The 25945-nt window shown below is 57.4% G+C and carries 20 protein-coding genes; 18 read left to right on the forward strand and 2 right to left on the reverse strand.

Features of this window, described 5'->3' with window-relative positions:
• The 12 genes from ASE07_RS16465 to ASE07_RS16520 all read left to right on the forward strand — a co-directional run.
• On the forward strand, positions 1 to 224 hold a 224-nt coding region (locus tag ASE07_RS16465), incomplete at its 5' end, for a fumarate hydratase C-terminal domain-containing protein (protein ID WP_200960954.1).
• Between the two features lie 93 nt (positions 225 to 317).
• A complete protein-coding gene (locus ASE07_RS16470) occupies positions 318 to 1478 on the forward strand; it encodes an ABC transporter substrate-binding protein (protein WP_057291980.1) in 1161 nt (386 codons plus the stop codon).
• 171 nt (positions 1479 to 1649) lie between these two features.
• Positions 1650 to 2702 (forward strand): branched-chain amino acid ABC transporter permease, encoded by a 1053-nt coding sequence (locus ASE07_RS16475; protein WP_057291927.1) that lies wholly within the window; start codon positions 1650 to 1652, stop codon positions 2700 to 2702.
• Between the two features lie 10 nt (positions 2703 to 2712).
• Positions 2713 to 4497, forward strand: coding sequence for a branched-chain amino acid ABC transporter ATP-binding protein/permease (locus ASE07_RS16480; protein WP_057291928.1), 1785 nt, complete (start codon positions 2713 to 2715; stop codon positions 4495 to 4497).
• Positions 4498 to 4508: 11 nt separating this feature from the next.
• Positions 4509 to 5285, forward strand: a complete 777-nt coding sequence (locus tag ASE07_RS16485) for an ABC transporter ATP-binding protein (protein ID WP_057291929.1) — start codon at positions 4509 to 4511, stop codon at positions 5283 to 5285.
• A 193-nt stretch (positions 5286 to 5478) separates the two neighbouring features.
• Complete coding sequence (locus tag ASE07_RS16490) at positions 5479 to 6639, forward strand: ABC transporter substrate-binding protein (RefSeq protein WP_082584202.1); 1161 nt, start codon at positions 5479 to 5481, stop codon at positions 6637 to 6639.
• Positions 6640 to 6799: 160 nt separating this feature from the next.
• A complete protein-coding gene (locus tag ASE07_RS16495) occupies positions 6800 to 7573 on the forward strand; it encodes a helix-turn-helix transcriptional regulator (protein WP_162256895.1) in 774 nt (257 codons plus the stop codon).
• Between the two features lie 239 nt (positions 7574 to 7812).
• The gene (locus tag ASE07_RS16500; RefSeq protein ID WP_057291931.1) at positions 7813 to 9927 is read left to right on the forward strand and encodes a 4Fe-4S dicluster domain-containing protein; all 2115 of its coding nucleotides are present in this window, start codon (positions 7813 to 7815) and stop codon (positions 9925 to 9927) included.
• Between the two features lie 10 nt (positions 9928 to 9937).
• A complete protein-coding gene (gene fdxA / locus ASE07_RS16505) occupies positions 9938 to 10261 on the forward strand; it encodes a ferredoxin FdxA (protein ID WP_057291932.1) in 324 nt (107 codons plus the stop codon).
• A 100-nt stretch (positions 10262 to 10361) separates the two neighbouring features.
• Positions 10362 to 11411, forward strand: a complete 1050-nt coding sequence (locus ASE07_RS16510) for a porin (RefSeq protein ID WP_057291933.1) — start codon at positions 10362 to 10364, stop codon at positions 11409 to 11411.
• A gap of 81 nt (positions 11412 to 11492) precedes the next feature.
• Positions 11493 to 12509 (forward strand): NAD(P)/FAD-dependent oxidoreductase, encoded by a 1017-nt coding sequence (locus ASE07_RS16515; RefSeq protein WP_057291934.1) that lies wholly within the window; start codon positions 11493 to 11495, stop codon positions 12507 to 12509.
• Positions 12506 to 12817, forward strand: coding sequence for a 2Fe-2S iron-sulfur cluster-binding protein (locus tag ASE07_RS16520; protein ID WP_057291935.1), 312 nt, complete (start codon positions 12506 to 12508; stop codon positions 12815 to 12817). The genes ASE07_RS16515 and ASE07_RS16520 overlap by 4 nt, the downstream gene beginning before the upstream one ends.
• Positions 12818 to 13201: 384 nt before the next feature.
• On the opposite strand, the gene ASE07_RS16525 is transcribed toward ASE07_RS16520, so the two are convergent.
• Together ASE07_RS16525 and ASE07_RS16530 are read right to left on the reverse strand one after the other, a co-directional pair.
• Positions 13202 to 14332 (reverse strand): alkene reductase, encoded by a 1131-nt coding sequence (locus ASE07_RS16525; protein ID WP_057291936.1) that lies wholly within the window; start codon positions 14330 to 14332, stop codon positions 13202 to 13204.
• Positions 14329 to 15639: an SGNH/GDSL hydrolase family protein gene (locus ASE07_RS16530; protein ID WP_057291937.1), complete on the reverse strand. Its 1311-nt coding sequence runs from the start codon at positions 15637 to 15639 to the stop codon at positions 14329 to 14331. The genes ASE07_RS16525 and ASE07_RS16530 overlap by 4 nt, the downstream gene beginning before the upstream one ends.
• 124 nt (positions 15640 to 15763) lie before the next feature.
• On the opposite strand from ASE07_RS16530, the gene ASE07_RS16535 reads away from it, so the two are divergent.
• The 6 genes from ASE07_RS16535 (at position 15764) to ASE07_RS16575 (ending at position 25879) form a co-directional block, all read left to right on the forward strand.
• On the forward strand, positions 15764 to 16648 hold the full coding sequence (locus tag ASE07_RS16535) for a LysR family transcriptional regulator (protein WP_327196058.1): 885 nt from the start codon (positions 15764 to 15766) through the stop codon (positions 16646 to 16648).
• Between the two features lie 470 nt (positions 16649 to 17118).
• Complete coding sequence (locus ASE07_RS16545; RefSeq protein ID WP_057291940.1) at positions 17119 to 18747, forward strand: sensor histidine kinase; 1629 nt, start codon at positions 17119 to 17121, stop codon at positions 18745 to 18747.
• Positions 18748 to 19064: 317 nt separating this feature from the next.
• Entirely contained in the window at positions 19065 to 19250 is a 186-nt protein-coding gene (locus ASE07_RS16550; RefSeq protein ID WP_057291941.1) for a hypothetical protein, read from the forward strand.
• Positions 19251 to 19963: 713 nt separating this feature from the next.
• Positions 19964 to 20701 carry a sulfite exporter TauE/SafE family protein gene (locus tag ASE07_RS16560; RefSeq protein ID WP_057291982.1) on the forward strand — a complete coding sequence of 246 codons (738 nt, stop codon included), beginning with the start codon at positions 19964 to 19966 and terminating at the stop codon, positions 20699 to 20701.
• A 1186-nt stretch (positions 20702 to 21887) separates the two neighbouring features.
• Positions 21888 to 23762 (forward strand): WD40 repeat domain-containing protein, encoded by a 1875-nt coding sequence (locus ASE07_RS16570; RefSeq protein WP_057291944.1) that lies wholly within the window; start codon positions 21888 to 21890, stop codon positions 23760 to 23762.
• Between the two features lie 59 nt (positions 23763 to 23821).
• A complete protein-coding gene (locus tag ASE07_RS16575) occupies positions 23822 to 25879 on the forward strand; it encodes a hypothetical protein (RefSeq protein ID WP_057291945.1) in 2058 nt (685 codons plus the stop codon).
• Positions 25880 to 25945 lie beyond the last annotated feature (66 nt).

The raw sequence follows: 25945 nt of genomic DNA on the forward strand, positions 1-25945 counted from the left end.
TGATGGCGGTCGGCGGCGCTGCTTACCTCGTTTCGAAAGCAATCAGGGGCGCCAAGGTCGTGGGCTTCGCCGACCTCGGCATGGAAGCGATCTACGAGTTTGAAGTTAAAGATATGCCGGTTACAGTGGCCGTTGACTCCAACGGCATCTCGGTACATGACACTGGCCCACGGCACTGGCGGCAGGAGATTCAGCGGCGTGCGATACCGCTGCATGTCGCATGATGAGGCATGTCGATTCCTCCTACAGGAGGAATGCGGCAGCGTTTTCTTTGTCGCATGATGCATCCATCGTTACACAAAATCAAAGGAGACACCGTGCAAGGTCGCTATCCGTTTTTCATCTCGCTGTTCGTTGCCGCTTCGACCATCTTTTCCGCTGCCGCGCATGCGGAAGTCAACATCGGTGTCACGCTGTCCACCACCGGCCCGGCCGCTTCGCTCGGCATTCCGGAGCGGAATGCGGTCGCATTGCTACCGAAGGAAATCGGTGGTCAAAAGATCAATTACCTTGTTCTTGACGATGCATCGGATTCCACCAATGCGGTCAAGAATGCGCGTAAGCTGACCGCCGAAAGTCGTGTCGACCTGCTGGTCGGTTCCAGCACCAGCCCGAATGCGCTGGCCATGATCGATGTCGCGTCGGAGTCGATGACGCCGATGATCGCGGTAGCGGCATCTGCAGCGATCGTGCAACCGATGGATGCCAAGCGCAACTGGGTTTTCAAGCCGCCGCAACATGACAGTCTGATGGCGCGCGCCGTCCTCGAGCATATGTCGAAGAGCAACATCAAATCGCTCGGATTTATCGGCTTCAACGATGCTTACGGTGAAAGCTGGTGGAAAGAGGTACAAAAGGCGGCCGACATCTACAAGGTCAAGATCGTCGCATCGGAGCGCTTCAGCCGCACCGACAACAATGTGGTCGGTCAGGTACTCAAGCTCATGGCCGGCAATCCTGAGGCGGTGATGATTGCGGGCTCCGGCACGCCGGCGGCTATGCCGCAGATCGCATTGAAGCAGCGCGGCTATCAGGGGCGCATCTATCAGACGCATGGCGTGGCCAATAACGACTTCCTGCGGGTCGGTGGAAAAGATGTCGAAGGCGCCTACCTGCCTGCCGGCCCGTTGCTGGTGGCGCAACAGTTGCCTTCCAACCATTCATCCAGGCAGCGCGGCGTCGAGTTTATCAATGCCTATGAATCCGCCTATGGTCCCGGCACGGCCAATACCTTTGCCGCGCATGTATGGGATATCGGCTTGTGGCTGCAGCAGTCGATTCCGGTCGCACTCAAGTCCGGCGCCAAACCGGGCACGCCGGAATTCAGGAAAGCCTTGCGCGATGCGCTTGAGCTGCTGAAGGAAGTGCGTGGCGCGCACGGTGTCTACAACCTGTCCTCTAATGATCACAATGGCCTGGACGAACGTGCCCGCGTGATTGTAAAAATCGAGGGCGGACAATGGAAGTACGTGCCCTAACAGCACGCCAGGTCGAATCGCCTATTCGGGCGACATCTTGAACCGCCTGCGCCTGCACAGCAAGCGCAAGGCTTGATACCCCGACTTTCGTCCTGCACCGCCACCGCCATCGGCATAGCGCGATTGCGGGGGAGGACGTTCGTCCCGACTTCCGGAGCTGATTTACCCATCATGGATTTTTCAATCGCTGCCATTCTTGTACAAGACGGCATCACATCCGGCGCGATCTATGCACTGCTGGCGCTGGCGATCGTGCTTGTATTTTCGGTCACGCGTGTGATCTTCATCCCGCAGGGGGAATTTGTTGCGTATGGCGCGCTGACCCTGGCGGCACTGCAGGCACAACGTCTGCCGCTGACTTGCGCACTGCTCGTGGCGATGGGTGTCCTCACCTTCATTGCCGAAACGACCGCATTGTTGCGCAATGTCGAAAGGCGCCGTGACTGGAAAAAAGACTTGCCTGCGGTAGCAGGCAAGTATCTGGCATTCCCGTCTGCCGTATTCGTTTTGACCAGGCTGTATGCCGGCACCACCATGCCGCTGCCGTTGCAAGTGATGCTTGCCTTGCTGATCGTGATACCGATGGGTCCCATGCTGTACCGCCTGGCGTATCAGCCGCTGGCCAAGGCCAGCGTACTGATGCTGCTGATCGTTTCGGTCAGCGTGCATCTTGCATTGACCGGCCTCGGGCTTGTGATGTTCGGTGCCGAAGGGGTACGTACCCAGCCGTTTTCCAATGCCATCCATTCGGTGGGCGCATTGCAGATCTCCGGCCAAAGCTTATGGGTGATCGGCATCTCTGCCGCACTGATTGTCCTGCTCTACCTGTATTTCGAATTCACGCTGTCCGGCAAGGCGTTGCGCGCGACCGCCGTCAACGGTCTGGGTGCGCAGTTGCTGGGCATCAGTCCGGCTCGCGCGGGCAAGCTGACCTTTACGCTGGCCGCCGCAATGGGTGCGATTTGCGGCATCCTGATCGCGCCGATGACCACCATCTATTACGAGTCGGGCTTTCTGATCGGTCTCAAGGGCTTTGTCGGTTCCATTTTCGGAGGATTGGCGAGTTATCCGGCGGCTGCGGCCGGCGCATTCTTTGTCGGCTTGCTGGAATCGCAGTCGTCGTTCTGGGCAAGCGCCTTCAAGGAAGTCATCGTGTTCACCCTGATCCTGCCGGTGCTGCTGTGGCGCTCGCTAACGTCCCGCCACGTCGAGCATGAAGCATAAGGAAGAGAACATGCAAATTCAACGCCATCGGCTATTGCCGCTTGTTATGCTGGCACTGGCAGCACTGCTGCCCGCGTTGCCCATTCCCGAATACTGGATTACGCTGTTGAACTATATCGGCTTGTACAGTCTGGTTGCGATCGGACTCGTTCTGTTGACCGGCGTGGGTGGGCTCACCTCGTTCGGACAAGCCGCATTTGTCGGTGTCGGTGCTTATGTCACCGGCTATCTGAGCACCCGCTACGGCGTATCGCCCTGGCTTACGCTGCCGGCAGGTCTGTTGATCACGGTTGCCGCCGCCTATCTGATCGGATTGCTCACCATGCGCATGTCCGGTCATTATCTGCCGCTGGCAACGATTGCCTGGGGCTTATCGCTGTATTACCTGTTCGGCAATCTGGAATTTCTCGGAAAGCACGACGGTCTTAATGGAATCCCGCCGCTCACCATTGTCGGGAACCCGCTCAATGCCGGACGCGACATGTACTACCTGATCTGGCTGATCGTACTGCTGGCCGCAATCGCGGTGACAAACCTGTTGAACTCGCGGCCGGGGCGCGCGATCCGCGCATTGAAGGGTGGTGTCACGATGGCCGAGGCAATGGGGGTGCATACCGCCTGGATGAAAGTCGTGGTGTTCGTCTTTGCGGCGGTGCTCGCCTGCATCTCCGGGTGGCTGTATGCGCATCTGCAACGTGCGGTCAATCCGACTCCGTTCGGTCTCAATTACGGGATTGAATATTTGTTCATGGCGGTCGTCGGCGGCGTCGGTCATGTTGGCGGCGCAATTCTCGGTGCATCGCTGCTGACGATTCTGAAAGACTTGCTGCAAGGAGTGCTGCCGCAGTTGTTCGGCGATAACGGCAACTATGACGGCATCGTACTCGGCATCCTGCTGGTGTTGTTGCTGCACTATGCGAAAGATGGCATCTGGCCGTACCTGCGCGCGTGGTTTCCGCGCCGTACGCCGGTCGCCGCGCCTGCGAATGCGGTGCCACTCGCAGTGCGCAAGAAACCTGCAAGCGGCAGCTTGCTGCTCGATGTGAAAGCGGCACGCAAGGAGTTCGGCGGCTTGGTAGCCGTCAACGACGTAAGCTTCCAGATGCGCGCCGGTGAAATCGTCGGCTTGATCGGCCCGAACGGCGCGGGCAAGTCCACTACTTTCAACCTCGTTACCGGCCTGCTGCCGCTGACCCGTGGCGAGATCCGCTACCGCGATGAAACCGTGTCCAACCTGACATCGCGCGAAATCGCAAAGCGCGGTATCGGACGCACCTTCCAGCACGTGCAATTGCTTCCGACCATGAGCGTGCTTGAAAACGTTGCGCTGGGCGCGCACCTGCGCGGTGACTTCTTGCCGCAGGGCGGTGTAATCGCAAGCGTGCTGCGCTTGAACCGCGACGAAGAAAAGAAGTTGTTGCGCGAAGCCGCAGTGCAGCTTAAGCGTGTCGGCCTGGAACGGCATATGCACGATGAAGCCGGAAGCCTCGCACTAGGGCAGCAACGGATTCTGGAAATTGCGCGGGCATTGTGCGGCGACCCGGCGTTGCTGTTGCTGGACGAGCCTGCGGCCGGCTTGCGTTACAAGGAAAAACAGGCGCTTGCCGAGCTGTTGCGCAAACTCAGGGCGGAAGGCATGAGCGTGCTGATCGTCGAGCATGACATGGATTTCGTCATGAATCTGACAGACCGCCTGGTCGTGATGGAATTCGGCACGCGCATCGCGGAAGGAGCGCCGGAAAAAATTCAGAGCGATCCGGCCGTGCTGGAAGCTTACCTCGGCAGCGTCGATTAAAGGAGCAGATCATGTCGCTGATACTGGAAGTAAACGATTTTCATGCATCGTACGGCAAGGTCGAAGCCTTGAGCGGCGTCAGGCTAAAGGTCAATGCCGGCGAGATCGTCACGGTGATCGGTCCAAACGGCGCCGGCAAGTCGACCATGCTCAACGCCGTGATGGGTGCATTGCCGGCGGGAGGCGTTGCGCGCGGTGCGGTCTGTTATCTGGGCCGCGACGTCAGCGCCATGCCGATCGAACGGCGCGTCGCGCAAGGCATGTGCTTAGTGCCGGAAAACCGCGAACTGTTTTCATCGATGACGGTGGAAGACAATCTGATGCTGGGTGCATATCGACGCAGGCAAGCGGGTGACAAGAATTACCTGGATCAGACCGATGTCGTATTCGGCCTGTTCCCGCGCCTGAAAGAGCGCCGCCGGCAGGAAGCAGGAACGCTTTCCGGCGGCGAGCGGCAAATGCTCGCGGTCGGGAGAGCGTTGATGGGTAAGCCGCAACTGTTGATGCTGGATGAGCCGAGCCTTGGACTGGCGCCGCTGATCGTCAAGGAAATATTTCATATCATCAGCGACTTGCGCAAGACCGGCGTCGCCATCCTGCTGGTCGAACAGAACGCGCGCGCCGCGCTGCAGGTTGCCAACTATGGCTACGTCATCGAGACCGGTGAAATCGTACTGGAAGGCGCGGCATCGGAACTGGCTGCCAATCCGCGAGTAATCGAGTCCTATCTCGGATTGGCAAAAAAGGAAGCGGCTACGCCAGGCAACAGTTCGCATGCATTTGCATAAGCGCGTTCATCGAATCAGGAGAAGATAGGGAAAAAGCAATTCACCCAATCAAGGCCGTCATGAATATCGATTCCCCGTCATCCCACGAAACGAAGGAGCCGCGCCGCATTCTTCCTCTTTCAGGAGGAATGACACCACATCCATGCCAGTCGCATGATCGGTAGACATTCCAACCATAATAAAGGAGACATCCATGAGGTTCCATCGAATACATTTCAAATGCTTCATTGTTGCAGCGGCATCGCTCATTACGCTAGTCGCGCACGCGCAAATCAATGTCGGCGTAACGCTGTCCACCACCGGATTGGCGGCGTCGCTTGGTATCCCCGAACGCAATACGATTGCACTGTTGCCCAGGGAAATGGGTGGGCAGAAAATCAATTACATTGTGCTCGACGATGGTTCAGACCCCACCAACGCGGTTAAGAATGCGCGCAAGCTGACGACAGAACATCGTGTCGATGTGCTGGTCGGTTCGAGTACCAGTCCGAATGCGCTGGCGATGATCGAGGTCGCGGCGGAAACGACGACGCCGATGATTGCGGTCGCCGCTTCATCGGCGATCGTGGCACCGATGGATGCAAAGCGTTACTGGGTGTTCAAACCACCGCAAAACGACAGCCTGATGGCGCGCGCCGTCTTCGAGCACATGGCGAAAAATAATATCAAGTCGGTCGCCTTCATCGGTTTCAATGATGCGTACGGCGAAGGCTGGTGGCATGAGACGCAAAAGGCGGCAGAAACCAACAAGGTCGCTATCGTCGCGGTCGAACGCTTCAACCGTAACGACAACAATGTGATCGGCCAGGTATTGAAAGTCATCGCGGCACGTCCCGATGCAGTGTTGATCGCAGGTTCCGGTACACCGGCGGCAATGCCGCAGCTCGCATTGAAGCAGCGCGGCTATCAAGGAAAGATTTATCAGACGCCCGGCATCGCGAATAACGATTTCCTGCGCATCGGCGGCAAGGATGTCGATGGAGCTCTCGTGCCGGTCGGCCCATCGGTCGTGGCGCAACAATTGCCGGCCGGTCATCCGGCGCGCCAGAGCGGACTGGAATTTTTGAAAGCCTACGAATCCGCGTATGGCGCCGGTACTACCAGCACCTTTGCGGCCCATGTTTGGGATGTCGGCTTGTGGCTGCAGAATGCGATTCCCGCCGCATTGCGTTCCGGTGCAAAGCCGGGCACGCCGGAATTCAGGAAGGCCTTGCGCGATGCGATTGAATCGCTGAAGGATGTGCGCGGCGTCAACGGCGTCTATAACCTGTCGCCGAGCGATCACAACGGCCTGGACGAGCGGGCCCGCGTCATCATGAAAGTCGAGAACGGACAATGGAAGCTGCTTCCATAGCGCGTCATTGGTAACGGTTGTAACGTTGCTCGAGCCTGATCCATCCCCGATGGATCAGGCACTTTTGCGATGTGCATTCCGGGTCGGTATGAGTAAGCATGCCTCCGGCTGCAAGTAGATCGGCTTGTACGTTCGCGATGCCATGCCAGGGAGAACCGATGTGAATGCACGCCATGACGGTTCAATGCCGCTGTCTGCCACGCTGGAACTTATCGAAAGCGTCGGGCGCCGCGGCTTCTATGGTGCAATGCTGCGCACGGTCAACCGGTTTGCGCAAGTCGACCATTGTGCGCTGATGCGTATCCCTGTCGACGGCGAGATCGAAGTATTCGGTGCCGACAGCAAGTCGTCGCCGTCGCTGCTGGCCGCTGCGACGGTTGCCTATATTGACCATTTTCACAAGTTCGACCCGAATCGCGTGCTTTTACGCGATGCGAAATCGATGCGCGGCGCATTGCTGGTGCATCGCCAACGGCGTGCCGACATGGGCGACCGTGCCTACCGCGAAGCCTGCTACGAACGCAGCGAGCTGGTGGAGCGCCTGTCATTCAGCACCGCTATCGAAGACGGCTCGCTGGTGGCGCTGAACGTCTACCGGCGTGATGTCACTGGCGAATTCAGCATGGCAGAAATTGATGCATTGACTAATGTCGCCCCGGTCCTGCTGGCGGCCTGTGTGCGCCACGTCGATCTTATTCGTTGCGTCGTGCGCGATGCTGAAAGCTGGCATGAGTTGTTAAAGATGCGCTGTGCATCCTTGACCAAACGGGAAGCGGACGTGTTGTCATGCATGCTATCGGGCATGACATTGCGCGATGCGGCGCAGGCCTGCGGGATTGCTTATTCCAGCGCGGTGACCTACAGCAGCCGCGCATACAATCGCCTCGGCGTGCGTACGCTGCGTGAAGTCAAAAACCTGTTTGAAGCAGGCTGAATTGTAATCAGAAAGGCCAACGTTCGAAGGCGGGAATTTCTCATTGAGTAGGTATCGATTACCGACGGCACCCGGCATGTCGTTGGCAGCCGCGCCACTTTTCATCGATTCCTTTGTGGCGCTCTGCGGATGCATGTCCCTATCTCATAGGGACACTGCTTTAATTTCCGAGTCGCATACTCGTCTCAACAACAACGCCGGTGAACAGCGAGCAGCGACGCCGGATTCAGGAGACAGCGATGCGTTTGTATAGCCACAAAAATCGACCGTTTCATCTCAGCAAATTTGCGCTGGAAGCATTACCCCGTATCGATATTGCCGCATTACGTGAAGACAGCGCGCATCAGCCGGAAGACTGCCATGCGGCAGACGAGAGTGCGATATCGCATGCGATCCCGGAATATCTGGAATTATTCCGCAAGTACCTGGATGGTTCTCCAGTGCCATCGCGCGCGCCGGTCCCGGACGACATGGAGGCGCGCGCAAATAATCTGAAGGCGTCCGCATATTTCCTTGATGCGAGCATCAGCGGTGTATGTGCGCTGCAGGACAGCGACTGGTTGGTTGCCGAGCGGCCGCGGCATACGCATGCCTTCGTCTATCTGATTGAATTCGAGCGCGAACCCGAGGTAAGTGAACCGGGCGACACATGGATAAGAGGCAGCAACGTCGCACGAGGCGATTTGCGCGCCACCGAACTTGCGGTGATCCTGTCCGGCTACTTGCGCGCCATGGGATTTGAAGCACGTGGACATGCAGCGAACGCGGCGCTGATCGATATTGAAAAACTCGCGGTACGTGCCGGCATAGTCCGTGCGCAACGCGGCGTGCTGCAAGGGCCTTATCTGAAGACCGGATTTAGGCTCGGCGTGGTCACCACCGATTATGCAATGACATGCGATGCGCCGCACGATCCGGATGGCGAGCTGGAACCGGTCGATCCAGGCATCAGGATGGGCGTCGGCGGTATCCGGCCGCAATGGTGGAGCGATGAACTTGCTAAGCGCCCGTTGCATCTCGGACGCTATCCAATGGAAAAGATCAAGCGGGCCGATGAACCGACGACGTTGGTGCTGCGCGACGAAATCCGGCGGGTGCCGAAGCGCGGCGATTTTTTCAAGCGCGCGCAGGCAGGCGACATCGGCGCAAAAGCACAGCAAGAAAAATCGCGCTTCGCGATGAAGCATCCGTATGCGCTTGGGATGGCGCCTTTGATTCAAAACATGGTGCCGCTGCAAGGCATACGCGAGCCATTGCAGCCTACCGGCATCGGCGGCGACCTGTCCGACCCGCAACGCAACGCCGATGCGATCAAGGCGCTCGGACACTTTTTAGGTGCCGATTTCGTCGGCATCTGCGTTGCCGAGCCCTGGATGTATTACTCGCATGATGAGGTCGAGGGAAAGGAAATTCCTGCCTATCACAAGTACGCGGTATGCATGCTGATTGATCAGGGTTTTGAAACGATGGAAGGCGCATCTGGCGATGACTGGATATCGGCGTCGCAGTCGATGCGCGCTTACCTGCGCGGCGCCGAAATCGCCGGCGTGATGGCTGCGCATTGCCGGCGCATGGGATATTCCGCGCGTTCGCATTCGAATGCGCACTCAGAGGTCATACACAATCCGACCATCCTAATGTCCGGGCTGGGCGAGGTAAGCCGTATCGGCGAAACCATCCTGAATCCGTTCATCGGTCCACGTTCCAAGTCGGTGGTATTTACCACTGATCTGCCGATGGTGCCGGACCGACCGATCGACTTCAACCTGCAAAACTTTTGCGACAACTGCCTGAAGTGCGCGCGCGAATGCCCGTGCAATGCGATTACCTATGGCCCGAAGGTGATGTTCAACGGTTATGAAATCTGGAAAGCCGACGTTGAGAAATGCACGAAGTACCGGGTGACGCAGCAAAAGGGTTCGGCGTGCGGCCGATGCATGAAAATGTGTCCGTGGAATCGCGAAGACACGGTGGAAGCCGAGCGCCTGACCTGGCTGTCGATAGAGCACCCGGAACTGGCGAAGGCAATCGCGGACCTTGATGACTACCAGGGAAACGGCGCGCGCAATCCAATCAAGAAATGGTGGTTCGACCTGGAAATGGTGAATGGCGTCGCGATGCGCCCGGTGGCAGGCGTTAATGAACGTGATCTCAGCCCGGACCGGGGCGACAAACTGGCGAAGGCGCAGAAGCTGGCGTTCTTCCCGCCCGATTTGCAGCCGCGCGGCGGCACCACGCTGAACGAAACCGTTCCGGTGGATCGCGAAGCCGGCCTGGCGCGCTATGCAGAGGCCGAAACGCCGGCTGCCGCGCGTCGGCGTCTTGCGATGAACCTTAACGACATTGAGCGCTAGGAGCGTCGCCATGACCCATGTCGTTACCGAATCCTGCATCAATTGCCGCCATACCGACTGTGTGGAAGTGTGCCCGGTCGATTGCTTCCGTGCCGGCGAAAACTTTCTCGTCATCGATCCCGACGAATGCATCGACTGCGGCGTATGCATTCCGGAGTGTCCGGTCGATGCGATCGCGCTCGCGGAAGATTTGCCCCCCGATCAGCGACAGTTTGTCCGCATCAACGCGGAGCTGTCCACACTGTGGCCGGCAATCACTGCCAAGGTCGATGCGCTGCCGGATGCCGAACGCTATCAGGGACAACTCGGCAAGCTGGCCTTGCTCAAGCGCTGACAGGCTGTCAGTGCGCAAATTCCATCGGCGGCATGACCTGCATGCCGTCGTTCTAAGGCAGATGTTTTTGCCATACAACAGCAAGCAGAGGAGACTTCAATTGAAAAAAATCGTCATGGCGCTCGCCCTTTCAACGGCGGCATCCATCCCGGCAATTGCGCAAAGCAATTTACAGCTTTACGGAAGGCTGGATGTTGTCGTTGATTCGGTGCGCTTCAAGGGTACGCCGAACTCTGCGTCGGTCGTTGATCTGTCCACTGACACATCGTACTGGGGTGTGCGCGGCATCGAAGATCTCGGCGCGGGCCTGAAAGCGTTTTTCAAGCTGGAATCCGGCTTCAGCGTCGATACCGGCGCGCAGGGGAGCGCAACACAATTCTTCAACCGCGAAGCTTACGTAGGCATGGGCGGGAACTTCGGCAGTATCCAGCTCGGCAGCCAGTATACGCCGGCTCTATGGATCACCGCAAAGGTCGATCCATTCCAGCGTTCCGCCAACGGCGCGATCCTCAATCTGATGCAGCAGAATGGCGGCAACCGGCAGCGCGGTTATTTGCTGTTGCAAAACAATGCGCTGCAATATGTATCGCCAAATATCAATGGCTTTGCTGCGCGCGCGATGTCTGGATTGAGTGAACGCACCGCAGAGCCCAGGGACGTGGGCGAGTTCAGGTCGGCCAGTGTCGAATATAGCCAGGGAGCATTCTATGGCGCCTTTAGCGTCGAGGACCTGAAGATCGCCAGCACGCCACTCGGCGCCGCATGGTCCAACAAAACCTATACGCTGGGTGCGACCTATGACTTGCGCACCGTGAAATTGTACGGCTACCTGCTCAAGAATACGCTGACCAATAGCCGCGATGCGGATGCCTACATGGTCGGACTGACATACCCGCTCGGGGCCGGTACCGTACGCGCTTCCTATTCGACACGCAAGATCGATGCAACCGCCGGCAGCAAGGCCAGCGTAATGGCGCTGGGATACACCTACGATTTGTCCAAGCGCACCACGCTATATACCTCTTACGCGCTGCTGGACAATGGCGCCGCCTCGAACATGGGATTGTGGCCCAGCTCGAAGACGCACGGCCTGCCGGCCAATGGCCAAGAGGTGCGCAGCATTGAAGCAGGCATCCGTCACTTCTTTTAAAAAGGTGCGCGAAAGAGCGTGCAAGACAATGCGCTCTTCTTCGCGATCGAACTCATCCAGTAACCTAACGCGGAGAATGTCTTGATCAAAACCGATGTCGTCATTATCGGCGCCGGGCCGGTTGGCTTGTTTGCCGTCTTCGAACTGGGCTTGCTCGGTCTGGAAGCGCATGTCATTGATGTGCTCGACAAGCCGGGCGGGCAGTGCGCCGAGTTTTATCCCGAGAAGCCTATCTACGATATACCGGGTATTCCCGCCTGCACCGGCCAGCAGCTGACTGACGGCCTGCTCGCGCAGATCCGTCCTTTCGAACCCGTGTTTCATTTTAATACCAGCGCCCAGCGTGTCGAGCAACTGGGCGACGGCAACTGGCGGCTGACTACCGATGCCGGTGAAGTATTTGAAGCCCCGGTCATCGTCATCGCGGCGGGCGGCGGCAGCTTCATGCCCAAGAAACCCGCCATCCCGGGAATTGAAGATTACGACGGCAAGTCGGTGCATTACGCGGTGCGCAGGATAGACGCGTTTCGTGGAAAGCGGCTGGTGATTTCCGGTGGCGGAGACTCGGCGCTGGATTGGACATTGGCATTGCAGCCGGTTGCACAGCGGGTAACGCTGGTACACCGCCGTGCCGAGTTCCGTGCGGTGCCCGACTCCGTGGTCAGGATGCTGGCATTGGCCGATGCCGGCAAGATCGATTTCATGCTGGGCGAAATAGTGTCGTTGCATGGCGAGGAAGGGGTGTTGCAGCGCGTCGGCTTGCGTACCGATACAGGCACGCTCGATATCGGCTGCGATGCCTTTCTGCCATTTTTTGGATTGACAATGAAGATCGGTCCGATCGCCTCGTTCGGGTTGGACTTGCAAGCGGGACGCATCGTCGTCGATACCGAAAAATTCGAAACGAACCGCAAGGGTATTTTCGCGATCGGCGATATCAACGTCTATCCAGGCAAGCTGAAGCTGATCCTGTCCGGCTTCCATGAGGCTGCGCTGATGGCGCAGCAGGCATTCCGCCTTGCACGTCCGACCCAGAAATTACTGTTTCAGTACACCACAACCTCTACCAAACTGCGTGAAAAACTAGGAGCCACATGAATATCCATGTCACCGATTATGAAGGTAAAGAGCACACCATCGATTTGGTGGAAGGCTGGCCATTAATGGAAGCCATCAAGGCGGCGTCCTTGCCGATCAAGGCGGAGTGCGGCGGCTGCTGTCTCTGTGCGACTTGCCATGTCTATGTAGACCCCGTATGGGCGGCACGGATGCCGGAGATGAACGCTGAAGAACAGGCACAGCTCGACGAAGCGCCGGAGATTAATGCGCGGTCACGTCTGGCATGCCAGATACGCCTGACGGCGCAGATGGACGGCTTGCGGGTCGCTCTAGCGCCAGTGTATTAACGGCCGGCGTGCCAACCGGGATAGCGTGTTCTCCAATGACACACGCTCGGCAGCATCAGGCCAAAGTACTGTCCTAACGTTGTTTGGGCAACAGCACGCTGCTTAAATGCCAAGCAGGCGATTACCGATGTCCCGGACATATCGTTGAAGTTAAAAAGAAGCCCGGGAACGCGACATTTGGCGATCCCGGGCTAAGCCGCCCTTTTAAGGCAGGAGACGACTTCATTATCGCTACTGGCGAACGCAAGTAGGGTGTTTGGTGAGGAGAAGATCGTAAACACGTTCTGAGGCGTATACCGCCCAGACATTGCAGCATTCCTCTGACCAGCTAAGAGCCATCATGGGCAATATAAAACACCAAACAGCAGGGTCTCCAAAGATCGCTCAACCGAGCACATCATCGAGGTACGGATAATCGATATATCCTTGAGCGCTGCCACCAAAATACAATGCCGGATTACCCGTGTTCAGGGACGCGCCGAGTTGCAAGCGACGTGGCAAGTCGGGGTTCGCAATAAACGGGCGTCCAAATCCAACTAAATCGGTCCAACCCAGCGCCAGCGCTTCGTCCGCTCTGGATCGGTCGTAATGACCGGAATAGATCATCACGCCCGAGTATATTTGCCGCAATGCTTCCTTAAACGTAGCTGGCATTAGAGGTGCATCGTCCCAGTCCGCTTCCGCGATATGGAGGTAACCAATACCAAGCTTATCAAGCAACCTGGCCGCTGCGAGATAAGTGGATTCCGGTGTCGCATCGGTCGTGCCCTGTGCGGTAATCAGTGGCGACAAACGGACGCCCACCCGCTCGGGACCCACCACTGTGGCGACTGCATGAGCCACTTCTTCAAGAAACCGGAGTCGGTTGCGCAGCGAGCCGCCGTATATGTCGGTACGGTGGTTGGAGCCGGAATCAAGGAACTGATTGATCAGGTAGCCGTTGGCGCCGTGCAGTTCGACACCATCGAAGCCTGCCGTGAGCGCGCTTTCTGCTGCTGCGGCAAAATCTCGCACTAGTATGCCTACCTCTGCGGTAGCAAGGGCCCTTGGCGGCGAATGCTGCACTTTCTGGCCATCACCGTGTGTCCCGTGTGTCGCCCCCAAGCTCTGCGGATCGATGAACACCTGCACCCCGTCGGCAACAAGGGCTGAGGGCGCAACGGGTGCTTGTCCCGACGGTTGCAAGGAAAAGTGCGATAGCCTTCCGACATGCCACAGTTGCGCAAAAATGCGCCCGCCCGCGCGGTGCACCGCCGCCGTCACCTTGCGCCATCCCTCTATCTGTTCTGCCGTATAGATTCCCGGTGTCCACGCATATCCCTGGCCTTGACGGTTGATCTGAGTTCCTTCTGAAATGATGAGTCCGGCCGAGGCGCGCTGCTGGTAATACTGCGCCATCATGTCCGTCGGGACCTCACCGTCCGCCGCGCGAGCGCGGGTCATGGGTGGCATGACGATACGGTTCGGCAGCGTTAATTCGCCAAGCCGGAGGGGGGCAAACAGATGGTCGCTCATGGCCGCTCACCCGAGGTGCACGGTGTCGGACGTGTCGCACTTACATCCGGGCGAATCAGCATTGCGATATCGACCGCGTCCGCCATGGCTTGATAACCGGCGTCGCCCGGATGAAGATGGTTCCCGGAGTCATACGTGGCCAGCAGGCGGCGGGGATTGTCAGGATCCCGCAGTAGCGCGTCGAAGTCGACCACGGCGTCGAAATCGGCGGTGTCGCGGATCCAGCTATTTACCTGCTGCCTTAACTGCTCCTTAGCAACGCTGTAATGGCCGGCATAGGGAGTCCCTTCAAGCGCACCCTCGAACGGGGGCAACGTTCCGCCGACAATACGCAGGCCCCGCGCATGTGCGCTGGCGATGAGCTGGGAATAAGCAAACACTAACTCGCTGAGCGTGACCGGACGTTCGGCTGGTGCAAACGGACTGCCGGGCCAGCCAATATCATTAATACCGATCAGCACAATGAGGTCGGTGACGCCGGGCTGGCTGAGCACGTCCTGCTCCATGCGGGCAAGGGCGTTGACGCCCATCCTGTCCTGCAGCAGGCGCGCACCGGAAATACCCGCGTTGGCAACGGCGACGCCATGCGGGGCAAGCCGCCGGGCGAGGAAGTCCGGCCAGCGACGGTCATGGTCCGGTGTTGAGCCATTGCCATCAGTAATTGAATCACCGAGGGTAACGACTGTGCGTGCTACGCCCGAGGACTCGACCAGAACCCCGCTGAGGAACAGCCGGCCTTTGACACTGCCATCAATTGTGAATCCGGCCTGCCTGGTCCAGTCTCCGCTGCCGACATCTATAGTCTGCTGCCCGCCCCAATGGAAGCTTGTGATTGGCGTGCGCTTGGGGAAATAACTCCTGACCGCAAGTTGCGTCAACGGCGCGACTGGCAAATCAACCACATCGCTGATGACTTGCGCCCCGGGTGCTACCGTGGCGCCGGGCTGTCCGGCAAAGGTCACAGTGCGCTCGGTCATCGCTGCGGTGGGCGGCTTCAGCCGGGCTAGACGAACGCCGCCAATGGTGATTGGCTCACTCCCGTACCGGTTGGAAAATACGAGCCGCAGTCGGCTCCCCCCTGCGCTGAGCCTTACGGTCTCACGCAGTGTCTGGTTTTCGATGAAGGACGGTACATCGACAGGAAGTACGAAGTCCTTGCCCCAGACTGGCTGGGGACTGGCATACCAGGATGTGGCCCAATGCCCGGATGCCTGCGTAGTCTGGTGTGCCAGCGCGTCGACACTTACCGCCAGGGAAAGGGCAAGAGCAAGGGCAGGGGCGACCTCCCTGGTCAACGATTTATTCATTGGAAGCTCCTCTGAAAGAAAGAACTTCACAGTAATGTATTCCGAAACGAGCGGGAAGCTGGCAAACTTGACTATGGCCTATTCTATTTTGGAATGAGTGAAGTCAATGGATACACTGCGAGCTATGCGGTTCTTCGTGCGGACAATGGAGCTGGGGAGTCTATCGGCTGTCGCGCGTGACCTTGAAACGACCCAGCCCACCGTAAGCAAAGTATTGGCTTTGCTTGAGGCGCAAATGAAAGTCCGCTTGCTTGAACGCAGCACGAAAGGGCCGGTCCCGACCGAGCAGGGCCTGCGCTTCTACGATCAGGCGAAAAACATTCTCGAACAATACGAGCGGGCTGTAAGCAGCGTGCAAGGGCTTACTGAGCAGCCCGCCGGGTTATTGCGCATTAATGCCCCAGTTGGCTTTGGCCAGTTTCGCGTCAATGCCTGGGTGCAGGAGTTTCTGCGCTTCTATCCCGGCATTTCCGTGGAACTGATCCTGAATGACCGCTTCATCGATCTCGTCGAAGAAGGAGTCGATGTCTCGCTGCGACTTGGCGCGGAACTGCCGCCCAATGTGATTGGCCGCCATCTCGCCGTCGTGCCGCGTTTCCTGGTGGCTTCCCAGTCATACCTGGAACGGCGGGGTGCTCCGCTTCATCCTGATGACCTGGTGTCGCATGACTTTGTGCGCTTCGCCTGGTCGCCAGGAAATACAATTGACCTGCACAGGGCCGGCGCAGAGCTGTGTGCCCGGACGAACAGCCGCTATCGGGTCAACAACGCGCTTGGGATTCGTGAAGCGCTCGTGCTAGGCAGCGGTATTGGCCTGTGTCCGGAATGGCTGGTTCATGATTCGCTCGCCAACGGTGAGCTGGTGCGTGTACTTCCTGAATGGTCCGCCAGTTCGCAGGACCTGCACCTGCTTTACCCCTCTCGCCGTTACCAGCCACTGCGCTCAACGCTATTTATCGAATTTATCGCCAACCAGTTTATTGGACTTCCTGGGTTTTACCTTCCATGACATCGCGTCTTTTTCCGGGGCGCCGAGCCGCCTGGCTGCGTTGCACTCGTCGTCGAATGAAAAAGCACTCATGTTTCTAAAATCCGGGATGGTTTTAGCAAAAGCAGCAATGATCATTTTCGTTGTACAACAGACAGTCGAAATAGCCGACCGGCAGGCAGCAGTGAGTGGCAGGCGAATTTACGTACATCTGGACGTGTCCGAAACCGGGTTCGGCCAAGAACGGACCTTCCACCGTTGCATACCTAGGGAAACTAAAGCTCTTCTCGTGAGGATTACCCAAAGTAGGAGACCGGCGGCCGGTGAGCCGCTTGGGCGGCTTCAGGCCAAACCCACTTTTCCATTGTAACAACCAACAAATAGAGACTCTTCTCGCTTGCGTATAGGCATCTTCTCGACGGAATGCAGCCGTCAATCCGAGGTCAGAAGGAGGAACACGACGCATTGCTTGATACGAGGAGGGCATAGGGTTGAAAGAATTAACAGGATATCAACTGGGCGCGGTAGCTTGCGGGGTAGTGTCCATTCTGATTGCCATGAGTGCGCTCGTAGGCTGGGGTTTCGGTATTCCTTGGTTATTTCGCCTTCCAGACAGCCCGCCCATGTTTCCCGCCACTGCTGTGGCCTTCCTTTTGGGCAGCACGTCTCTTCTCTTGCAGATCCGGGAGCAGAGCAGGTATTCAGGAGCAAGCATTCTTCTAGCCCTGACAGTTATCGGCATCGGGTTAGTCAGTAGTTTGCTAAGAGCATTAGATTGGGCACCTGGACCATTAACGCTTGCCGTATTCAGGGAAACTACATATGCGAGCGTACCGGGATCCGTAACCTCGGTCATGTTCATCACCCTGGGAACAAGCCTAGGCTTGATGCACGCGCGCCGGACCATCAGTTTGGCCCAGATCGTTGCGGTCGCAACACTGATGTTTTCAATGCTCGTTATTGCGGCTTATCTTTCACGAGGATCCTTCCTGCACGAGTTCCTGCCGGGTAGAGGTGGTATCGCCGCGCGTACAGCGCTTGCCTTCCTCATGCTAGCTGCGGGAATACTTTCCCTCCGACCGAATGACGGGCTTGTGGCAGCACTTACACATTCGGCTACTGGACGGCCCACAGTGCGTGAGCTGCTGCTGCCAGCCGTAGTAGCGCCAATTCTGTTAGGCGTACTACTGAGTACCGCCATCCGTGTAACTGATTTCAATTTTGAAGACACTGCGCTGATCTGGCTCATCGTTTGGGGCTTGATCACGGTGCTTGTCATCGTGGTATGGCGGTTTGCCTACAGACTTCGGGAGGAAGAATTCAGACGAAGCCTTGCCGAAAAGGAGAGGAACGAAGCAATGGAAGCGTTACGGGCCACCGATGAACGCAAAACTGTGTTTTTGGCCACGCTTGCGCACGAGTTGAAGAACCCGCTCGCGGCGATCGGTACTGGTGCAGATCTCCTGGCGATGGCGCAAGCATCCAGTCCGGATCAAGTGCGACGCACCGGCCAGTTGATTTCGCGCCAAGTGAACCATATGGCTCACCTAGTGGATGATTTGATGGACATATCGCGAGTGGTAGCCGGCATCATCGTCCTCAACAAGCAGAAGCTGGATATGAAGCGGTTGATCGCCGAAGCGCTCGAGCAAGTCCATCCGCTGCTGGAGTCGAAAGGTCACCGGCTGCGTACTGAGCTTTCAACTAAAGAGGTGCAAGTGGAAGGAGACCACAACAGGTTGCTTCAAGTGTTCGCCAATTTGCTAAGCAACTCCGCCAAGTACACGCCTGACGGAGGTAATCTGTTCCTTCAAATGGTGGTAACCGGCAGCGAGTTAGTAATTAACGTGCAAGACGATGGTATCGGAATTGCTCCTGATCTATTGCCCAACGTGTTCGATCTTTTTAGGCAAGCGGAGCGAAAGTCGGACCGTTCCCAAGGTGGATTAGGCTTAGGGTTGGCGTTGGTGAAAAGTCTGGTCGAGCTGCATGGTGGCAAAGTAGCAGCGCATAGCGATGGGCTCGGAAAAGGAAGTGTATTTACTGTAGTTTTGCCTAAAATGGTCGACTCGTCGCAGGCGAAGGGCTCACGTCACAGAAATTTGGAGCTGGATGGCTGATAAAAAGGTCATCCGTGGTCAAGTTTAGGAATAGTAGACAAAAACGGAAGAGTGGTTGCCATAACCGTTCTCGAACTCTCTTGTTTTTATCAAACCTGGCTCCGCATTCCGAAGGACCGCTTAGGGAAGTTCTCTGCAGTTCGGAGTGGCAAGGATTCATGGCGGCAATGTAATTCAAAGCCGCCATTGTCCTTAATTGGCAATGAGGCGCATGCCGGTCAGAGGTGGCCCTGAGTTCGGTACGATCGTAAGTCGGGATTGTCCTCTAAAGTTTCACGGAGAAGTGCGGGAAACCTTTCCGTCGTGGGCCAGGCTTCATGCTTTCCCCAGTAAACCCGGCGAACAACTTGTCGTTGCATGGCGAGGATGGCGTGTTGCAGCGCGTCGGCTTGCGTACCGATACTGGCATGCTGGATATTGGCTGCGACGCCTTTCTACCATTTTTTGGATTGATCATGAAGATCAATCCAATCGCTGCGTTCGGGCTGGACTTGCCAGTGTAATGACGGACGGAATGCCAACCGGGATAGCAGGCTGACTGCGTTCGATTGCGTGAATCTGGGACATGGCGTTCTGCAATACCTTGTCCGAGATAGCGCGGTCTCCAATGACCCACGCTCGGCAGCATCAAGCCAAAGTGCTGTGCTAAAGTTGTTTAGGCGACACCACGCTGGTTAAATGCCAGGTATGCGATTACGCATGTCCCGGACATATCGTTGAAGTTAAAAAGAAGCCCGGAAACGCAACATTTGGCGATTCCGGGCTAAGCCACCCTTTTAAGGCAGGAGACGACATCATTATCGCTACTAGCGAACGCAAGTAGGGTGTTTGGTGAGGAATGTTGAATATTTGGCGCAAAGGTACAAGTGAGCCAGGCGCCACTGTTTATCACTGTTTATGATTCCTGCAGTTTGGCCAATACCGCATTAGCCAAATGCGGTGCGGCACGATAACATCGCTTGCCGCCGCGCGTTGCCTCGTACATCGCCTGATCAGCGGTGACCAGCAGCTTGTCGGCATCAGGGTAATCAAAGTTGAGTTCGGCGACGTTGATGCGCAGCCCAGGCGCTCCCGTGGGGAGCTGCTCAGCTCAGCCTTGTTAAATACATTGGATATCTTTGCAAGCAAGACCCTGATTCCAGCGAGCACTGTCCACGCAAGATGGAACGACTTTCGCTATCATTGAAAGCCGCACATTCCCGTTAAGGCATTCATGCTGCTCGCACTTATTTTCGTTGCCGGTTTATGGGCCGGTCTGCAAAATGCGCTCGCCGGCGGCGGTTCGTTCATCACTTTGCCGGCGCTGATTATGTCGGGCATGTCGCCGCTGGCGGCCAATATCACGTCGACCGTGGCCCTGTTTCCGGGGCAGATCACCTCCGGTCTGGCGGGACGCAAGCTTGTCACGGGTGCCGGTCAGCTTCCATTCCGGGCATTATTCGTCGTCAGTATTTTAGGTGGCATAGTAGGCGGGGTGTTACTGCTGAACACGCCGTCTTCCGTATTTGCCCGTCTTGTGCCGTGGCTGGTGCTGTTTGCCACGACGGTATTCGCTTGGGGTTCATTCTTTCGAAAGACTGGCGATGCAGGTATGCATATTGGCCCGATCAGCACCGCTTTTGCGCAATTCATGATCGCGATCTATGGCGGTTATTTCGGCGGCGGGATCGGTTTTCTGATGCTGGCGGCGTTGACCATGGCCGGCCTGCCGACGCGCAATGCAGGCGCGACCAAAAATGTGCTGGCCGCCGTGATGAACGCGTCCGCGGTCGTGCTGTTTCTGACGTCGCCAGAGCTTCACTGGCGTGAGGCAATTATTCTTGGCGCGGGTGCGATGGCCGGTGGTCTGATTGGATCGTGGGCATTGCATCGAGTGAATGAAAAAGCCCTTCGCATCGCCATTGTATGCATCGGTATAGCGCTGACTATCGGGCTGTTTATCCGGCCCTTCTAATCGATCACACAAAAACCTTCGTCAATCGATTCAAACGGCGACCGGCAACGCTTTTCGTTGCGCCGCAATGGTGGCTCCGCCGTCTTGTGATCATGCACGTCCGTCGATGTGCCAAACCATCGCACGATATTTCCGGTATGGGAGGCATGATAGGGTCGTCGCGTAACAAAAACCACCGACACGCCTGAGGCGGAGTCGGGCATTAGGCGAAAGTAAAGCTCGTTGTCGTGCAATTTGTGTTCTGCTTCGACATCTCTCGTCGCATCGAGGAAATAAATCGAGGTACCAGGACCGGATGGATAGACATGTGCCTCATATCACTATTTATGGTCTGGATAAAATGAAGTAATGCTGCCACTTGCCTGATTTTCTGCTGCGCTGTGGTATAGCTTTTCAAACTTGTTACCAGCAAAACGAGGATACATAGTTCACAGGCTTTTACGAGCAGATCGTTACAAGTATGTCCGAGAATTTTTTCGAATGTTGATACACATAAGCGGTTTCCCAATCTGCCTTTAACGCAAAGAAATTCTTAGTGAAGCTTTCAAGAATTTCCACTGCGCCACTATGAATACGTTAATAGCTTCAAGCTTGGGACACAAGTTATACCAATCCCAACCCATAACGCACCATGACATCGCGTCTTTTTCTGCCTGCCGGCGTTGCACTCGTCGTCAATAGCCCGCTATTGACTCCTCCTGCGCCTTGCCAGTCAAAAAAATCCATCGATCTCAGGGATTGGTATTACTCGTCCTTGTGGCTGTTACCGGTGGATGGGCACAGTGTAAACCCACTGCATTAATCATTAGTATGTCTAGGCAGTAGAGGATGCCAATTTTGTAAGACTCATGAACTTCACTTTGTTTTCTGTAGTCCACTCTCTGTTGTTGTCTGTTTTGACAGTATGGCGTGCGGCAATGGTTCAAAGTGGTTTGACGTGGTCTGTGGCAACAGTCTATTACTGCTGCCCTCATCCATCTATGTGCCGGAGCAATGTGTAACTCGATTGCCATGGAAGAGGATGCGATGCTTACCGCGTCATCAAACTTGAAACTGCGGCTAGGACGAGACAGCGTGCAAGCGACTGTCACCTTCCTCTTCATGACCGCATGCTACCCGGTACTTACCCGGTAATGCGTCTGTGCAGCTTGGCGAGTGAACCAATTGTAGGAACAAAATATTGCGAATGATGCTTGTAGATAGGCTCCTGACAGTAATTTGGACCACACTGCGCGTTGTGTTCAGCCTTCTATGCCTGATAACAACGACAGGCACCAGCGTTGCGGCACGGGATCTGAGCGAAGCACCCGTGCTAACGCTCGATCCTGGTACACACACCGCGGCGATACGCCAGATTGCCGTGGACTCGGCCGAACAAATACTGGTCACCGCGTCCGATGACAAGACGGCGCGCGTGTGGAATATTGCCAGCGGTCGACTATTGCACACACTGCACCTCCCAGTCGGTCCCGAAAACATAGGCAGACTTTACGCGGCGGCAATTTCGCCACAGGGCCGGCTCGCGCTGGCGGGCACCACCGCGAGCCAGAACGGCACCCATCGGATATACCTTTATGATCTGACCAGCATGTCGTTCCTTAAATCAGTGAACGCACGTGGTGGCGATATCAAATCCCTGCAATGGTCGCCTGACGGCATGCTGCTGGCAGCCGCTTATGCGGGTGCTTCTGCCTTCCGTGTGTTCGATGACGAAGGCGAACTCGTGCATGAGGAGCGATTACCTGCGGATGCATGGAGTATCACCCTGTCACGCAACGGGTTGCTGGCGCTCCCGGTATCGGATGGCACGGTGCGGGTGTACGGCATTGCCGGCGAAGTTCACTTGCTGGCCACGCTGCGCGGCGCGCTGCCGGACCCGCGTGGCGTGCAGTTTTCGCCGGAAGGCGACCTGCTTGCGGTTGGCTATCTATCGCGAAAGTCGGCGCGCGAAGTGCAGGTCGATGTGTTCGATGTGGCGACGCAAGAGTTGGCGAAATCATTTGTATTCGACGACATCACCCACGGCAATTTACGCAACGTCGCGTGGCAGCGCGATGGTGGCGCCTTGTACGCCGCGGGATCAGGTTATCGCGGCACCAACGATTTCATCGTCAAACGCATCAGCTGGCCACAAGGCGAGGTTAGCGAGACCCGCGCCGCGACCAACTCAATTACGGACTTGCTGCCGTTATCGGATAACCGTGTGCTGTTTTCAACAGTGGAACCGGCGTGGGGAGTTCTGCGCGGACCAGAGGCAAAGACCATGGTAGCGCCAAAAAATGCACAGTTCTATGAGGCAGGTCTGCTGACGGTGAGCGACGATGCAAAGACCGTTGCCTGGCGTTTTGCACCGGGTGAGCAGCGCTATTCTTTTTCGGTCAATAGTCGCGATATACGCCGCGGAGAACGTGAGGCTACAAGGCAGGCAAAGACTGTTAGCAAACGTATTCCCGTCAGCACGTGGGAAAACAGTTACGACGTAACGATCGCGGGCCGTCCGGTCCCGATGGCACCCACAGAAATTTCTCGTGCCATCGCCGTGCTGCCAGACGAATCTGCGGTGCTGTTGGCAACGAGCCGTACATTGCGGCGCATCGAGCCTGACGGCCGGGAGCGTTGGCGGATCCCGCTTGCGACTGAAGCACGGGCAGTCAACGTGAGTGCTGATGGCCGTGTACTGGTTGTCGCGATGGCGGACGGTACGCTGCGTTGGCGCCGGACACAAGATGGGACGATACTGATGTCGCTATTCGTCATCCGTGACGGACGCTGGGTTTTGTGGAATGAAGACGGCTACTTTGATGCAGCCAAAGGCGCTGATGAACTGATTGGACTGACCATTAATCGGGCCGGAGGCGAGCAAGCCGATTATTACCCGATGTCCCGCTACCGCGAAAAATATTATCGACCGGCACTGCTCGGGCGCGTACTGGCACTGCGACAACGCGAAAGCCCTAGCCAGCAAGTCCCGATCGTCGCAGTCCGTTTTCCGTCAACCACAGCGTGGTCGAACGTACCGATGGAATCGCCGGAAAAGGCGTCGCGAACAATACCGCATTGAGTCCTGAAGACTGAGCAACAAAGCCAAACCCCGCAACAAGCAACAAAGGAACTGCGATCATGAACATGAAAACCGAAATTTCCCGCTGTATCAAGCCTGCTGCCTACGTGTTGATTGTTGCCTTAACGGCGTGCGGCGGTGGAGGGGGCGACGATTCCGCGACATCGGCAAATGTGCCGGCGGCAACCACTGGCGCAAATCCCGCGCCGACCAACGGGACGGGAACGACTGCACAGGGGGCACCGGCAGCGCCGGGGACGACGCAAACCTTGCCCTGCTTTGGTTACATCACTACCGGCTTCGTGGGCGATATCAATGCGGTATATCCCGATGGTTGGGGCGGTGTTCCGCAGAGTGAATTTAATTTCTGTAATGGCACTCAGGGCGGCGGCGGCGTGGGTGGAGGCGTTGGCGGCGCTGGAAGCGGCGGCGATGGTGGTTCAGGTGGTTCAGGTGGCTCAGGCGGGGGTGACGGCGGTTCCGGAGGCGGCGAAGGTGGCGCGGGCGCGGGTGGTGGCGAAGGCAAGGTCATCAACGCACTTCTGACGGTAACCCGCCTGTCCGACGGTGCAGTGTTGGGCTCCGCATTGACCGACGGGGCTCGGGGCTTGGTTACCATTCGTCCGCGTGCATCGGACGGACCGGTGCTGCTGACGCTGACTGGACGTGCGGGCGCGCAATATTATGATGAAGGCGCCGCCCGGATGCTTGATTTTGGACCTGGGCAGGTGTTGCACGCACTGGTGGACCGGTTTGACGAAAATATCGGTGTGTCGCCTCTGACCGAGTCGGCATATCGCTACGCGCTGAACAATTTCAAGTCGTCCACCGGGTCGGTCGCATCGGGCGGGACTGCGCTGTTGCCGCGCGGAGACCTGACGGGTCTGACCGCAGAGCAGGTGCGGGCGGCCAATGAAGCAGTGCGCACGGCGGTCAATGCGACGCTCGAGCCAAAGCTGCAACTGGTCTCGGTAAAAAGCCTGCCTACGCCGGTTGACAACAGCAGTGCCGACAATGCGCTGCCGGCCAATCGTTACGGGGTCGCGGCGACGGTGCTCGGCGGGCTGGCCAAGGCAGCAGCCAAACGACGGCCGGCCGCGACACCCGCCGCGACACCCCCTGCACTCGGTATCACCGAGCAGCTTGCACGGGACCTGACGGATGGCAAGGTGGATGGCGCCGCGCTCGACAAGACGGAAGCCGCGCCGGTGGAGGCGGCTTACTACGATGCCAAGACCTTGCCGAATTCGCTCAGGAAGGGTGCCTCGGCAATGTCGGACCGGTTCGGCAAGGGTACGACGAATACAATAACTGCACCGGTTACCACTGTGAACGAATCCGACTTCGTCGGACAGTGGTCCGCAACGGTTGTTACCGGCGATAATCTGAATGCTCCTGATGCCGCAGTAGGCAGCCTGGTTATGACGGTGGATGCAACCGGCACGGTGACTGGTTCCCTGAGTGGCGCGGCCACAACGGGCGGTCCGGCGACGGTAAGTGGTACGGCCAGAGACGATGGGACGATTGCATTGAGTTCGCCGGCGGCCGGACTGACGATGACAGGCGCGATTCAGTCGAATGGAACCTTCATCGGAACATGGAGAGGTAACCGTGGTAATCGCGGCGTCTGGGCAGGCACGAGAACCGTGGACCCTGTTACACCGGGGTCGACGGATGTACCCGTACCCGCCGCACCTAGCCCGGTTACACCGCCAGGTGCAACGCCACCCGTGACTACACCGCCTGTAGCGACACCGCCGGCAAGTACCCCGGGAACTACACCCGCTACAGCGACGGCAGAACCTGCCGGTACACCTGCCACAGCGACGACGGAACCCGTAGCTACGCCTGCCACCGCAACGACGGAGCCTGCAGCTACACCTACAACAGCAGCAACAGAACCAACAGAACCAGTAGCTACACCTACAACAACTACAGCAGCCATCGAGCCAGGATCGACTCCATTGCCTGCTCCGGCATCGCCATCTGCGAGCGGGCCAACGATTGCCGCCGTTGTCCCCGGTTCGGATGAAACCCTTGCCCAAGATCGTGAAATGGAGTCCGCAAGTGCTGTTGCGCAAACTCCTCCAGAGAATCGCATGGCTACGCCTGCATGAGTTCGCTGGGCGTGGCACAGGCAGCGCCACCTGCAAGCATGTATCTGCACGGCTCCTTCCACTATG

The sequence above is a fragment of the Noviherbaspirillum sp. Root189 genome, from assembly GCF_001428545.1.
Taxonomy (GTDB): Bacteria; Pseudomonadota; Gammaproteobacteria; order Burkholderiales; family Burkholderiaceae_D; genus Noviherbaspirillum.